The organism is Halorubrum pallidum (assembly GCF_055380345.1).
In genome coordinates this window covers 1449108-1463549 of the sequence record NZ_AP043945.1, presented here as the reverse complement: position 1 = coordinate 1463549, position 14442 = coordinate 1449108, and the positions used below count along the sequence as shown (strand labels likewise).

The following is a 14442-nucleotide window of genomic DNA, read 5'->3' as shown; positions in this document are numbered from 1 at the left end:
CGCCGTGGCGGCCGACCTCCGATCGGCGTTCGACGAGTGTCTCGCCCGGAACGGACCGATGTGAAATCCGGAGCGACGCGGCGGAGAGAAATGGTTTTGTCGCTGTGTCGTCCCCCCTTCCGCATGCACGCTATCACTCGATCCGGGTGGATCGAGGTCATCTCGGGATCGATGTTCTCCGGAAAGACCGAGGAGTTGCTCCGCCGCCTCCGGCGCGCCGAGGTCGCCGGACAGTCCGTCGCGGTGTACACGCCGGCGGTCGACGACCGATACGGCGAGACGACGATCGGGAGCCACGCCGGCCGACAGTGGGAGGCGACGGTGATCGATAACGAGGGCGAGGGACCGCTCGACATCCTCGGCGACGAACCGGCTCCGGAGGTGGTCGCGGTCGACGAGGCGAACTTCTTTTCGAACGCGCTCGTCGCCGCGTGCGAGACGCTTGCCGACCGCGGGAGCCGCGTGATCGTCTCGGGGACCGACCAGACGTTCCGCGGAGAGCCGTTCGAGCCGCTCCCGCAGCTGATGGCGACCGCGGAGTACGTCGACAAGCTTCAGGCGATCTGCTCGCAGTGCGGCGAGCCCGCTTCGCGGAACCAGCGGCTCATCGGAGGCGAACCCGCCCACGTCGACGACCCCACGATCCTCGTCGGCGCGGACGAGACCTACGAGGCGCGCTGTCGCGATTGTCACGTGCTCGGGACCGGAGAGCGGCCGGACGGCGGCCGCGGTCGGCTGTCGGGCGAACCGGATAGCCCAAGCGGATCGGACGGCTGATCGAAGCGTGGTCGGGTATCGTCGCCAACTCGATCGCCGGCGCGGTCGGTTCACCCGTCGCGGCGGTCGGTCACGTCGCGGTAGATCCACAGGTGTCCCCGACCGTCCGGTAGGTCGATCGGACGGTAGGTCCGGCGGAGGGTCCGACCGTCGTCCAGATCGATCAGTTCGCCCTCGACCGGGTCGCGGTCGGCGAGGATTTCGTCGATCCGCTCGACGAATCCCTCGGAATCGGTAACGATATCGCTTATCTCGACTGCGAACTCCTTGCAGTCGCGTCCCCGGGCGTCAGTCGGGTCGTCCGGAACCTCGAAGACGTCGTAGAGTCGTTCGTTCACGCGGATGATTCGCCTGTCTGCATCCTCGACGAGCATCCCGACCGGGAGGGTGTCGAGGACCGTCGAGAGGACCGCGTTCGTCCGTTCTATCTCCCGTTTGCGCTCCGTTTCCTCCGTGACGTCTTCGAACTGCGAGAAGACCCGTATCACGGTGCCGTCGTCGTCGGTCACTACCTGATTGTGCCACGCACAGCGGATGCGTTCGCCGTCGCGCCTGACGTTCTCGTTGACGCTGCTGTACCCGCCCTTGTCCGAGAGCAGGTCGCGTTCGAGCGCCGCGACGTGGCGATGCAGTTCCGGCGGGACGAACGGGAGCCACGTCCCACCGACGAGTTCGCTCGCCTCGTAGCCGAGTATCTCCTCTGCGGCGGAGTTCACGCGCTCGATTCGGAACGTCTCGTCGTACTCGATCGTCCCGAGGGGCGACTGCTCAATGTACCGCGAGAGCCGCTCTTGGCTCGCGGCGAGGGCTCGCCTCGCCCGGTGTTGGTCCACCGCGTTCCGGATTCGATTGGCGAGCACCGCGTACTGGTCGCTGCCCGTCTGTTTCTGGATGTAGTCGGTCGCGCCCGCGGAGATCGCCTCGCTCGCGACCTCCTCTGAACCCCTGCCGGTGAACAGCACGAACGGCACGTCCGAGCCGCGCTCGCGGACGCGTTCGAGGAACTCCAGCCCACCGGTGCCGGGCATCTCGTAGTCGCTGACGACGCAGTCGACCGCTTCCGTCTCGGACGTGAGGACGCCGAGGGCTTCCTCGACGTCCGTCTCGGAGCGCACGCGGAAGTCCTCGTCGAGACTCTCGAGGAACGTCGACGCGAGGTCGAGGAAGCTCTGGTCGTCGTCGACGTGAAGGACACGAATGCCCGATTCGCGACCGCCGTCTGGCCGGCTGGGCGCGCCCGTCATTGGTAAATGATACCACAACCGCCGGGAAATACGTTCGGGTCGAAGAACATTCGAGGTGCACGCGACTGCGTCTCGGTCGGGGATGCCCCCGCGCTTTGGGCCGTCGGTCGAAAGAGCCACGGAGCCCGCCGTCGAGTCGTCGATATGGAGTACGAGGAGCCGAAGTTCTTTCACGTGATGCAGTACGCGGCCGCGGCCGACGGCGACGTCATCGACATGGTGAGCGGGAACCCCGACTGGGAGCCGCCGACCGCGCTCAGGGAGGCGCTCCGCGACTACGCCGACCTCCCCTCGGACGCCCTCCAGTACCCTCCGAGCGAGGGGCTCACGGAACTTCGCGAGGCGATCGCCGAGCGCCGCGGGGTCGCCCCCGATCGGGTCGTCGTCACGAACGGCACGGGCGAGGCGAACTACCTCTCGATGGCGCGGGCGTTCGACCGCGACGCCGGCGACGAGGCGCTGCTCACCGACCCCGTTTACCCGTACTATCCCGGGAAGGTGTCCATGCTCGGCGGGAAACCGACGCTCGTCCCGACCGAGCGGGACGGCGGCCTCGACGTCGAAGCGATCGACGCGGCCGCGAGTGAGGATACCGCGCTGATCGCGCTCAACACGCCGAACAATCCGACAGGTGCCGTGTACGACATCGAGGCGATCCGATCGGTCGTTTCGATCGCGGCGCGCGTCGACGCGCTCGTGCTCGTCGACGAGGTGTACGACAACTTCGACCTGTCCGGGCGGTTCGAGTCCGCGTTGACGCTCGACTCCGACCGAGTGATCGTCACGAGCGGCTTCTCGAAGTCGATGGCGATCACGGGGTTTCGCGTCGGCTACGGCGTGTTCCCGGACGACCACGTCTCTGCGGCGAAGACGCGACACATGCTCGTGAACGTCGCGGGCGCGCGCCCCTCGCAGTACGCCGTCACCCACGCGCTCGCGGAGACGGAGCCCGACTACTACGCGGAGGCGCGCGAGCTGCTCGCCGACCGGGTCGACGCGTTCACCGACGCGCTCGACGCCGCCGGGGCCGAGTACAGCCGTCCGGAGGGAGCGTTCTACGTGCTCGCGCGCTTCGACGAGTTCCCCGGGACGATGGCGAACGCGAAGCGGCTGATAGACGAGGTAGGCGTCGCGGGGATGCCCGGCGAGGCGTTCGGGTCCGCGCGCGACGACTGGATCAGGTTCGCGCTGGTGACGCCCCGCGCCGCCGAGGCCGCGGAGCGACTGGCCGACCGCTTCGGCGACTGACCCGTTTCGAGACCGGACGGGATTACGGGTCAGACCGGCGTTTCGCGCTCAGCGCGGTATCCTCGCTCGCGGTCGCGGCGGCGGAGCGCCCGCGTCCGTCCCGCGCTGTCGTGCCGTGAGCACACCCGGGCCGGCGAAAACGCACGAATGTCGAATTCGCATATGAATTCGGTTGCGAACTCACATCTCAACGCCGGGCCAACACGCCACTCGTGCCTGTGTATCTCTCACACAGTACCGCATGCTAGCGGTTTCGGTCGTTCACTGGCGCGAACCGACGCCGGCCGTGTCGAGCCGAATTTGTTACCGCCACAAACGTTAAGTTCCTGACCCTCCTGTCGTCAGTCGATGACAGACATCACGGAGGCTTCGTCGGACACCCCGGCGGATCGAGTTCTTCCAGGGCACGATAGCTTCTAACATCGATATCGGTCCTGTACGGATCTTCGACACGACGTTACGAGACGGTGAACAGTCACCACGGACGTCGTTCAGCTACGACGAGAAACGCCGCATAGCGGCGACGCTGGACGACATGAACACCCACGTCATCGAGGCGGGGTTCCCGGTCAACTCGGACGCGGAGTTCGAGGCCGTGAGCGATATCGCCGCCGCGACGGACACCACCGTCTGCGGGCTGGCCCGAGTCGTCGAGGGCGACATCGACGCCGCGATCGACGCCGGCGTCGAGATGGTCCACGTGTTCGTCTCCACCAGCGACGTACAGCTGGAGGACTCGATGCACGCGACCCGCGAGGAGGCGAAAGAGCGCGCCGTCGAGGCCGTCGAGCACGTGAAAGACGCCGGCGTCGAGTGTATGTTCTCGCCGATGGACGCCACCCGGACGGACCCGGACTACCTGATCGACATCGTCGAGGCGGTCTCCGAGGCCGGCACCGACTGGATCAACATCCCCGACACCTGTGGCGTGGGGATGCCCACGAGCTTCGGCGAGACGGTGAAAGCCGTCGTCGAGGCGACGGACGCGCGCGTCGACGTTCACACCCACGACGACTTCGGGATGGCGGCGGCGAACGCGGTCATGGGCTTCGAGAACGGCGCGCATCAGGCGCAGGTGTCGGTCAACGGGATCGGCGAGCGCGCCGGCAACGCAGCCTACGAGGAGGTCGTGATGGCGGTCGAGTCGGTGTACGGCGTCGATACCGGAATCGACACGACGCAGATCACGAAGCTGGCCCGGATCGTCGAGGACGCCTCGGACATCCCGGTGCCGGCGAACAAGCCCGTCACCGGGCGAAACGCGTTCGCCCACGAGTCCGGCATCCACGCGGCGGGCGTCATCGAGAACGCCGACACCTTCGAGACCGGCGTGATGACTCCCGAGATGGTCGGGGCCGAACGCGAGTTCGTGCTGGGAAAACACACCGGCACCCACAGCGTGCGCAAGCACATGGTGGAGGCCGGGTTCGACCCGACGGACAGCGAGGTCCGCCACGTCACGAAGCGCGTCAAGGAGTACGGCGCGGGCAAGCGGCAGGTCACCGCCGGCGACGTCGAGCGATTCGCCGAGGAGGCCAACGTCGACCGCACCGAAGAGGAGGTCAGGATCTGATGCCCGCGTCCCTGGCGGGAGCGTCTGCCGAGCGGCGGCGGATCGACCGGCCGTCGATCGATCGACCGCGGACCGCCGAGTCGAAGTTCGATCGTCGATCGTCGGTCCGGTCGACAGACAACCGGTCTACCCGACAGGGATTTATACCACGAACGCGTTGGTGCGATCGAGATGCGACGGACTACCGACGCCCCGACGACAGCCGCCGTCGAGGGAGCCGTCGCGCGGATCATCGTAGGGGTCTAACCCCCTACACTACCCCTTCTACACCGACGCGAGGAACCGACGAACGCCAGCGGACGGGCCGCCGTGCGCGCGCCGTCTCGGCGTTCGGACTGACCGGATCTCACACGCGCGAGATGTTACATCGAACACCACGACAATGAGCGACACAGCAGCACAGCCACGAGAGGACGACCCGGACGGGTCAGAGGAACCGACCGATCGGGAGGCGCCCGACGACGCCGCAAAGGCGGTGTCGACCGGTGCCGACTCGGTAGTCGCCGCGCTGGAGGCCGCGGGCGCTGAGACCGCGTTCGGCGTCCAAGGCGGGGCGATCATGTCCGTGTACGACGCGCTGTACACCTCGTCTATCACGCACGTGACGATGGCCCACGAACAGGGAGCCGTTCACGCGGCCGACGCCTACGGCGTCGTCACCGGCGACCCCGGACTCTGCCTGGCCACGTCGGGACCGGGCGCGACGAACCTCGTCACGGGGATCGCCGACGCCGACATGGACTCCGACGCGATGCTCGCGCTGACCGGGCAGGTGCCGACGGAGTTCGTCGGCAACGACGCGTTCCAGGAGACGGACACGATAGGCGTCACACGCCCGATCACGAAGCACAACTACTTCGCCAGCGGGGCCGATACCGTCGGTGACACCGTCGGCGAGGCGTTCGAGCTGTCGCAGTCGGGTCGGCCAGGACCGACGCTCGTCGACCTCCCGAAAGACGTCACGCAGGACGAGACCGACGAGACGCCCGGGACGGCGACCCCGCCCGCGGGGAGCGCACCCGATCCGAACGCGGATGCGGACGCGGTCGAGGAGGCCGCGCGCGCCATCGAGGAGGCGGAGCGGCCGGTGTGTCTCTTCGGTGGCGGCGTGATCAAAGCCGACGCGAGCGACGCCGCACGCACGTTCGCCCGGACGTACGAGATCCCGGTGACGACGACGATGCCCGGGATCGGAAGCTTCCCCGAGGACGAGGACCTGTGTCTCTCGTGGGCAGGGATGCACGGTACCGGCTACGCCAACATGGCGATCACGCACACGGACTGTCTGATCGCGGTCGGAACTCGGTTCGACGACCGGTTGACGGGCGGGATCGACACGTTCGCGCCCGAGGCAGAGGTCGTCCACGTCGACATCGACCCGGCGGAGATAAGCAAGAACGTCCACGCCGACTACCCGCTCATCGGCGACGCCGGACACGTCCTCGATCAGCTGACCGCCGCGGTCCGCGAGGCACCCGACGCGGCGGCGTGGCGCGAGCAGTGCGCCGAGTGGAAGGAGACGTACCCGCTCACGTACGCGACGCCCGAGGACGAACCGCTGAAGCCGCAGTTCGTCGTCGAGGCGTTCGACGAGGCGACCGACGACGACACCATCGTGACGACGGGCGTCGGCCAACACCAGATGTGGGCCTCCCAGTTCTGGACGTACACCGAACCCCGGACGTGGGTCTCCTCGCACGGACTGGGAACGATGGGGTACGGCGTGCCGGCCGCCGTCGGCGCGCGCGTCGCGGCCGACGCGATGGGCGAGCCGGACCGCGACGTGATCTGTTTCGACGGCGACGGCTCCTTCTTGATGACGATGCAGGAGCTGTCGGTCGCCGTCCGCGAAGAACTGGATTTCACCATCGCCGTGCTCAACAACGAGTACATCGGCATGGTGCGCCAGTGGCAAGACGCCTTCTACGAGGGGCGACACATGGCGTCCGATTACACGTGGATGCCGGAGTTCGACAAGCTCGCCGAAGCGTTCGGCGCGTTAGGCCTCCGCGTCGACGACTACGACGAGGTCGCGCCCGCGGTCGAGGAGGCGCTCGCGTACGACGGCCCCGCCGTGATCGACTTCCACGTCGATCCGGAAGAGAACGTCCTGCCGATGGTGCCGAGCGGCGGTGCGAACGGCAAGTTCGCCACCGCGGAGGACCAGCTATGAGCGGGGACTCCACCGCGTCGGGCAGCGACGCGAGCGCGAGGCCAGCACCGGACGAACAGCCGGCACCCGAGGAGCGACCGCATCCCGAGGGGCGACGGAACCTCGAAGGGATCCGGATCGACCCCGTCGTCGAGGCCGAACACGAGTCGCGCCGAGCCGTCATCTCGGCGCTCGTGGAGGACGAGCCCGGCGTGCTCGCGCGAGTGTCCGGGCTCGTCTCGCGGCGACAGTTCAACATCGAGAGCCTCACCGTCGGCCCGACGACCGTGGACGGTCACTCGCGGATCACGATGGTCGTCGAGGAGACGGACCCCGGCATCGACCAGATCGAAAAGCAGATGGCGAAGCTGAAACCGGTTATCTCCGTCGGCGAGGTCGCCGGGAACGCCGTCACCGCCGAACTGGTCCTGTTGAAGGTGCAGGCCGACGACCCGGCCGCGGTCCACGCGGTCACGGAGATGTACGACGGGCGCACGCTGGACGCGGGACCGCGGACGATCACCGTCCAGCTCACCGGCGACGAAGACCGGATCGACGACGCGCTCGACGCGTTCAGACAGTTCGGTATCATCGAGATCGCCCGAACGGGACAGACTGCGCTTGCGCGCGGTGACACCCCGACGGCACCCGGAGAGAAACCCGGAACGGCCGGCGAACCGACCACGCACGACGACTGACAACACACATCATACACATGAGCGACAACGACATGCAGACGGTCGAATCCAACGTATACTACGACGAAGACGCAGACGGCGAAGCGATCGCCCAGAAGACCGTGGCCGTGCTCGGCTACGGCTCGCAGGGCCACGCCCACGCCCAGAACCTCTCCGACAGCGGAGTCGACGTCGTCGTCGGTCTCCGCGAGGACAGCTCTTCGTGGGAGGTCGCCGAGAGCGACGGACTCGACGTGGCGACGCCCGCGGAGGCGGCAGCCGAGGCCGATATCGTGAGCGTCCTCCTCCCCGACACGGTCCAAGCGAGCGTCTATGAGGACGCTATCAAGCCGAACCTGGAGGCCGGCGACACACTCCAGTTCGCGCACGGGTTCAACATCCACTACAACCAGATCCAGCCGCCGGAAGACGTCGACGTGACGATGATCGCACCGAAGTCGCCCGGCCACATCGTTCGCCGGAACTACGAGAACGATCAGGGAACGCCGGGGCTGCTGGCGGTGTATCAGAACGCGACGGGCGAGGCTCAAGACGAGGCGCTCGCGTACGCGGCCGCCATCGGCTGTACCCGCGCCGGCGTCGTCGAGACGACGTTCCAGGAGGAGACCGAGACGGACCTGTTCGGCGAGCAAGCCGTGCTCTGTGGCGGTATCGCCTCGCTGATCAAACAGGGCTACGAGACGCTCGTCGAGGCGGGCTACTCCCCCGAGATGGCGTACTTCGAGTGCATGAACGAGATGAAGCTCATCGTCGACCTGATGTACGAGGGTGGGCTCGGCGCGATGTGGGACTCGGTGTCGCACACCGCAGAGTACGGCGGTCTCACGCGCGGCGACGAGATCATCGACGATCAGGTCCGCGCGAACATGGAGGAGGTCCTCGAAGGCGTCCAGAACGGGACCTTCGCCCGCGAGTGGATCTCGGAGAATCAGGCGGGCCGGCCGTCCTACACGCAGCTCCACAACGCCGAGAAGAACCACGAGATCGAGGCCGTCGGCGAGGAGCTTCGCGGCCTGTTCGCGTGGGAAGACGAGGAGGAGGAAAGCGAAGAGTCGGCTGAGGTGACCGCCTGATGGGCGTAGGCGGAGTCACGGATCGGACGCACGCGATCGCGGCCGGCGCGGGTGATCCCCGATGAGCGAGGGGACGCTGTACGACAAGGTCTGGGACAGACACAGGGTGACGGAGCTGCCGACCGGGCAGGACCAGCTGTTCGTCGGCCTTCACCTCGTCCACGAGGTCACCAGCCCGCAGGCGTTCGGCATGCTGAAAGAACGCGATCAGGAGGTCGCGTTCCCCGAGCGGACGCACGCGACGGTCGACCACATCGTGCCGACCGGAAACCGAGACCGTCCCTACAGCGACGAGGCCGCGGAGAGCATGATGGCCGAACTGGAAGAGAACGTCCGCGGGTCCGGCATCGACTTTTCGGACCCGGACTCCGGCAACCAGGGGATCGTCCACGTCATCGGCCCGGAGCAGGGGCTCACCCAGCCGGGGATGACGATCGTCTGCGGCGACTCACACACGTCGACGCACGGCGCGTTCGGCGCGCTGGCGTTCGGCATCGGCACCTCGCAGATCCGCGACGTGCTGGCGACTGGCTGTGTCGCCATGGAGAAACAGAAGGTCCGCAAGATCGAGGTCACCGGCGAACTCGGCGAGGGCGTCACCGCGAAGGACATCATCCTCACGATCATCGGGGAGCTCGGCACCGACGGCGGCGTCGGCCACGTCTACGAGTACGCCGGCGAGGCCATCGAGAACCTCGGGATGGAGGGACGGATGTCCATCTGTAACATGTCGATCGAGGGCGGCGCTCGCGCGGGGTACGTCAACCCCGACGAGACCACCTACGAGTGGCTGAAGGAGACTGACGCCTTCGCCGACAGCGAGAAGTTCGAGCGGCTGAAACCCTACTGGGAGTCGATCCGCACCGACGACGACGCCGAGTACGACGACGTCGTCACGATCGACGGTTCGGCCATCGAGCCGACCGTCACGTGGGGGACCACGCCCGGGCAGACCGCGGGCATCACCGAACCGATTCCGGACCCCGAGGACCTCCCCGAGGAGGACCGCGACACCGCTCGCCGCGCGCAAAAGCACATGCGCGTCGAGCCCGGCGACACGATGGAGGGGTACGACATCGACGTGGCCTTCTTGGGATCGTGTACGAACGCGCGTCTGAAGGATCTCCGCGAGGCCGCGGCGTTCGTCGAGGGGCGCGAGGTCGCAGACGACGTGCGCGCGATGGTCGTCCCGGGCAGCCAGCGCGTCCGCGACGCCGCCGAGGCCGAGGGTCTCGACGAGATATTCACGGACGCCGGATTCGACTGGCGCGAGCCCGGCTGTTCGATGTGTCTCGGCATGAACGACGACCAGCTGGTCGGCGACGAGGCGAGTGCGTCCTCCTCGAACCGGAACTTCGTCGGCCGACAGGGCTCGAAGGACGGACGGACCGTGCTGATGAGTCCGATCATGGTCGCAGCCGCGGCGGTGACCGGCGAGGTCACCGACGTCCGCGAGATGGAGGAGGTGGCGACCGTATGAGTTCACCCGAGTTCAGCGCCGGCGAGGCTCCGGCCGAGAAGGTGACCGAAGTCACCGGAACCGGGATCCCCGTCCGGGGGAACGACATCGACACCGACCAGATCATCCCCGCTCGGTTCATGAAGGTGGTGACCTTCGACGGGCTGGGGCAGTTCGCCTTCTTCGATCAGCGGTTCGACGACGAGGACAACGAGAAGGACCACCCGTTCAACGAGGAGAAGTACCGAGGCGCGAACGTCCTAGTCGTCAACGCCAACTTCGGCTGTGGCTCTTCCCGCGAACACGCGCCGCAGGCGCTGATGCGCTGGGGGATCGACGCGGTCGTCGGCGAGTCCTTCGCGGAGATCTTCGCGGGCAACTGCCTCGCGCTCGGAATCCCTACGGTCACGGCCGACCAGGCGGACATCGAGGCGTTACAGGACTACGTCGAGGCGAACCCCGACGCCGAGGTCGACATCGACGTGGCCGCGGAGACGATCACCTACGACGACACCGTCGTCGACGCGACGGTCCACGACGCCCAGCGGAAGGCGCTCGTCGAGGGCGTCTGGGACACGACAGCGCTGATGGGCGCGAACGCGGACGCGGTCCGCGAGACCGCACGCTCGCTGCCGTACGTCCCCGACGAACACGTGTCCGAACCCGCGGCGGAGGACGGCGCGTGAGCTACGAGATCGCCGTCATCGAGGGCGACGGTATCGGCCACGAGGTCGTTCCGGCCGCCATCGACGTGCTCGACGCGCTCGACGTGGAGTTCGAGTTCGTCGAGGCGGAGGCGGGCGACGCGGTGGCTGCGGAGACGGGCGAACCGCTGCCGGCCGAGACCTACGAACTCGCGGCCGACGCCGACGCGACGCTGTTCGGCGCGGCGGGCGAGACCGCGGCCGACGTGATCCTCCCGCTGCGGGAGGCCGTCGGATCGTTCGTCAACGTCCGGCCCGCGAAGGCGTATCCGGGCGTCGACGCGGTCCGGCCGGAGACCGACGTGGTCTTCCTCCGCGAGAACACCGAGGGCGTCTACGCGGGCCACGAGGACCGGCTCTCCGAGGATCTTTCGACGCTGACGCGTGTCGTCACCTCCTCGGCGTCGCGCGAACTCGCCGAGTTCGCCTGCGAGTTCGTCGAGGACGGTCGCGGGCCGGCCCACAGCGACGGGTTCACCGTCGCACACAAAGCGAACGTGATGCGCGAGACGGACGGCCGATTCCGCGAGGAACTGTTCGCCGTCGCCGCAGAGCGCGGCGTCGCCGCCGACGAGGAGCTGATGGACGCGTTCGCCACGAAGCTTCCGCTCGATCCGACACAGTACGGCGTCGTCGTCTGTCCGAACCTCGCAGGCGACGTGCTCTCCGATCTTGCCGCCGGGCTCGTCGGCGGTCTCGGTCTGCTTCCGTCGGCGAACATCGGCCACGACAACGCGCTGTTCGAGCCGGTGCACGGGACCGCTCCGGACATCGCTGGCGAGGGGATCGCGAACCCGACGGCCGCGATCCTCTCTGCGGCCATGCTGGTGGAGTTCCTCGGTCACGTCGAGGAGGGACAACAGATCCGCGACGCCGTGGAGAGCGTTCTCTCTGATGGCCCCCGCACCGGAGATCTGGGCGGCGACGCGACGACGGACGAGGTCACGGCGGCAGTCGTCGAGCGGCTGTAAGCCGGACGCGACGCGATTTTTTCACGGTCGGAGTCGCATGCTCGCGAGCGAACCACAAGAAAGGAAACCCTGCGGTCCCTCGGCTTACGTATGAGCAACTACGAGGTCGCGATGGAAGCAGCCTGGTTGGTCCGTGATGTCGAGGAGACCGACGACGCCATCGGCGTCGCGGTCAGCGAAGCCGGCAAGCGACTCAACGAGACGGACAAGCAGTACGTCGAGGTCGAACCCGGCGTCACCGGCTGTCCCGCCTGTGGCGAGCCGTTCGACGCGGCCTTTCTCGCCGCGAACACGGCGCTCGTCGGTCTCCTCTTGGAGATCGACATCTTCAACGCCGACAGCGAAGAGCACGCGGAGCGCATCGCCAAAAGCGAGGTCGGCGGCGCGCTGCGCGACGTGCCGCTCGAAGTCATCGAGATCGTCGAAACGGAAGCGGACGAAGACGACGACGAGTAACGGTGTCCATCTCCCGAGACTCTCGGGAGGACTCACTACCCGTGTCGCGCAGCGTCGCAACGAGAAGCGCTCACACCGCAGCCGGTTCCTACTTGAACCGGAACGTCTCCAAGTTCTTCGGCGCGAACGTCCGCATGTTGTAGTCGTGATACAGCGCCGACGAGAGGTCTTGGACGGACCGCTCGTCGCCGTGAACACAGAGCACCTTCTCCGGACGGGGGTTCATCGTCTTCACGAAGTTCTCTAACCCCTGTCTGTCGGCGTGACCGGAGAAGCCGTCGACGACTTCGGTGCCCATCTCGAGAGTGAGCGTGTCGCCGCGGCCGCCGCCGCCCCAGCCGTCGACCGGAATCTCGTCCCAACCGTTCTGGATTCTGCGGCCGAGTGTTCCCTGCGCCTGGTAACCGACGAACACGAGGTTCGAGTCCGGATCGGGGCCGATGTGGCGGAGCCACGACATGATCGGCCCGCCCTCGATCATCCCGGAGGTGGAGATGACGATACACTCGTCGCCGTCGGCGACGTCCTGTCGCTCGTCTTCGCCGGCGTCGATGTGGTTGAACTGGTCCGCCAAGAACGGGTTCTCGTCGTCGTGGAAGATCCGGTCGCGGAGGTCGTCGCGGAGGTACTCGGGATAGGTGGTGTGAATCGCCGTCGCCTCCCAGATCATCCCGTCGAGGTGAACGGGCATCTCCGGGATATCGCCCTCGCGCATCGCCTCCTCCAAGACGAGCATGATCTCTTGAGAGCGTCCCACGGCGAACGCGGGAATGACGACTTTTCCCCCCTGCTCGTACGTCTCGTTGATGACCTCCTTGAGCGCCTCCTCGGAGTCGGCTTGGTCGGTCTGGTAATCGTCGCGACCGCCGTAGGTGGACTCCAAGACGAGCGTCTCGACTCGCGGGAAGTCGTTGACCGCCCCGTTGAACAGTCGGGTGTCCTCGTAGTGGATGTCGCCGGAGAACGCGACGTTGTAGAGGCCGTCGCCGATGTGGAAGTGCGTGACGGCGCTTCCCAGGATGTGGCCCGCGTTGTGGAAGGTGAGCTTCACGTCGGGCGCGATGTCGGTGACGTCACCGTACTCCAGCGGGATGGTGTGTTTGATCGCCTCGCGGACCTGCGCGGACTCGTACGGGGGCGTCCGGCCGTCCTTAGCGGCGACGTCGAGGTAATCGAGGGTGAGAAGCCCCATGAGGTCCCGCGTCGGCTCGGTGGTGTAGATAGGGCCGTCGTAGCCGTATTTGAACAGCAGCGGGAGCAGCGCGGAGTGGTCGAGGTGCGCGTGTGTCAGGACGACGGCGTCGAGGGTCGCCGCCCCCGCGCCGAGCGCTTCGGGAACCTGGAGGTACGGAACCTCACCTTCCGCGCCGGGCTTGTCGCCGCAGTCGATGAGAATCCGCGTCTCGGGCGTCGAGAGGATGAAGGCGGCGCGTCCGACCTCGCGACAGCAGCCGAGCGTCGTGATCCGGACCCACTCGTCGTCGGACATCTCCTCGCGATGGATCTGGCGTCCGACGCGTTCGAGGATGTCGCGGCGCTCCTCGCGCTCGTTTTTCAGGAAGCCACGCACGTTCGAGACGGTGGACGACTCGATCGGCGGCGTTCGCACGACCTCGGGCGTCCACCCGACCTCTTGGGTGATCTCGCGGAGGGTGGAGCCGCGTCGACCGATCACCATGCCCGGCTTCTCGGCTTCGATCACGACCTCACCGGTGTCCTCGTGGAAGTCGAGGGAGGTCACGCCGGCCTCTTCGGGGATCACCTCGCGAACTTGCTCTTCTGCGCGCCGCGGGGGCGACAGCGAGCTCGGGTCCGGTCGCACCGTGATCCGCTTTCGGAGGCTGGACGCGAGCCGTCGGATCAGGTCGCCGTCGCCGGCGAATCGCTTCGGATCGCGCGTGTACACGACCAGCTCTGGTCCCTCGTACTTGACGTCGGTGACCGTGATGTCGTTCGGAATTTCCTGTTCGATCTCTGATTTCAGTGTATCGAGTTGCTTATCGACTTGACTCATATCTTACCGCGGGTCGTCTGGGTCGCCGCCGCCGTCGAGTCGCAAACGGTCGACCGTGACGGGATAGGCATAA

The 14442-nt window shown here is 67.0% G+C and carries 12 protein-coding genes; 10 read left to right on the top strand and 2 right to left on the bottom strand.

Annotated elements, in window-relative coordinates; genetic code table 11:
• The first annotated feature begins 123 nt into the window (after positions 1-123).
• Positions 124-777 carry a thymidine kinase gene (locus ACZ45C_RS09185; protein WP_460558688.1) on the top strand — a complete coding sequence of 218 codons (654 nt, stop codon included), beginning with the start codon at positions 124-126 and terminating at the stop codon, positions 775-777.
• A gap of 50 nt (positions 778-827) precedes the next feature.
• On the opposite strand, the gene ACZ45C_RS09180 is transcribed toward ACZ45C_RS09185, so the two are convergent.
• The gene (locus tag ACZ45C_RS09180; protein WP_460558686.1) at positions 828-2021 is read right to left on the bottom strand and encodes a PAS domain-containing protein; all 1194 of its coding nucleotides are present in this window, start codon (positions 2019-2021) and stop codon (positions 828-830) included.
• A gap of 144 nt (positions 2022-2165) precedes the next feature.
• Between ACZ45C_RS09180 and ACZ45C_RS09175 the strand changes: the two genes are divergently transcribed.
• From ACZ45C_RS09175 to ACZ45C_RS09135, 9 genes are all read left to right on the top strand, one after another.
• The gene (locus tag ACZ45C_RS09175) at positions 2166-3269 is read left to right on the top strand and encodes a pyridoxal phosphate-dependent aminotransferase (RefSeq protein WP_460558684.1); all 1104 of its coding nucleotides are present in this window, start codon (positions 2166-2168) and stop codon (positions 3267-3269) included.
• Between the two features lie 388 nt (positions 3270-3657).
• Entirely contained in the window at positions 3658-4842 is a 1185-nt protein-coding gene (locus ACZ45C_RS09170; protein ID WP_460558851.1) for a LeuA family protein, read from the top strand.
• A gap of 382 nt (positions 4843-5224) precedes the next feature.
• Positions 5225-7015: a biosynthetic-type acetolactate synthase large subunit gene (gene ilvB, locus ACZ45C_RS09165; RefSeq protein WP_460558682.1), complete on the top strand. Its 1791-nt coding sequence runs from the start codon at positions 5225-5227 to the stop codon at positions 7013-7015.
• Positions 7012-7692: an acetolactate synthase small subunit gene (gene ilvN / locus ACZ45C_RS09160; RefSeq protein WP_460558680.1), complete on the top strand. Its 681-nt coding sequence runs from the start codon at positions 7012-7014 to the stop codon at positions 7690-7692. Before ilvB ends, ilvN begins: the two co-directional genes overlap by 4 nt.
• A 17-nt stretch (positions 7693-7709) precedes the next feature.
• Positions 7710-8765, top strand: coding sequence for a ketol-acid reductoisomerase (gene ilvC, locus ACZ45C_RS09155; RefSeq protein ID WP_460558678.1), 1056 nt, complete (start codon positions 7710-7712; stop codon positions 8763-8765).
• A gap of 61 nt (positions 8766-8826) precedes the next feature.
• On the top strand, positions 8827-10245 hold the full coding sequence (leuC, locus tag ACZ45C_RS09150; RefSeq protein WP_460558676.1) for a 3-isopropylmalate dehydratase large subunit: 1419 nt from the start codon (positions 8827-8829) through the stop codon (positions 10243-10245).
• The gene (leuD, locus tag ACZ45C_RS09145; RefSeq protein ID WP_460558674.1) at positions 10242-10910 is read left to right on the top strand and encodes a 3-isopropylmalate dehydratase small subunit; all 669 of its coding nucleotides are present in this window, start codon (positions 10242-10244) and stop codon (positions 10908-10910) included. The genes leuC and leuD overlap by 4 nt, the downstream gene beginning before the upstream one ends.
• Entirely contained in the window at positions 10907-11899 is a 993-nt protein-coding gene (locus tag ACZ45C_RS09140; RefSeq protein ID WP_460558672.1) for an isocitrate/isopropylmalate family dehydrogenase, read from the top strand. Before leuD ends, ACZ45C_RS09140 begins: the two co-directional genes overlap by 4 nt.
• Before the next feature lie 90 nt (positions 11900-11989).
• Entirely contained in the window at positions 11990-12355 is a 366-nt protein-coding gene (locus ACZ45C_RS09135; RefSeq protein WP_460558671.1) for a DUF555 domain-containing protein, read from the top strand.
• A gap of 88 nt (positions 12356-12443) precedes the next feature.
• On the opposite strand, the gene ACZ45C_RS09130 is transcribed toward ACZ45C_RS09135, so the two are convergent.
• A complete protein-coding gene (locus ACZ45C_RS09130) occupies positions 12444-14369 on the bottom strand; it encodes a beta-CASP ribonuclease aCPSF1 (protein ID WP_460558669.1) in 1926 nt (641 codons plus the stop codon).
• Positions 14370-14442 lie beyond the last annotated feature (73 nt).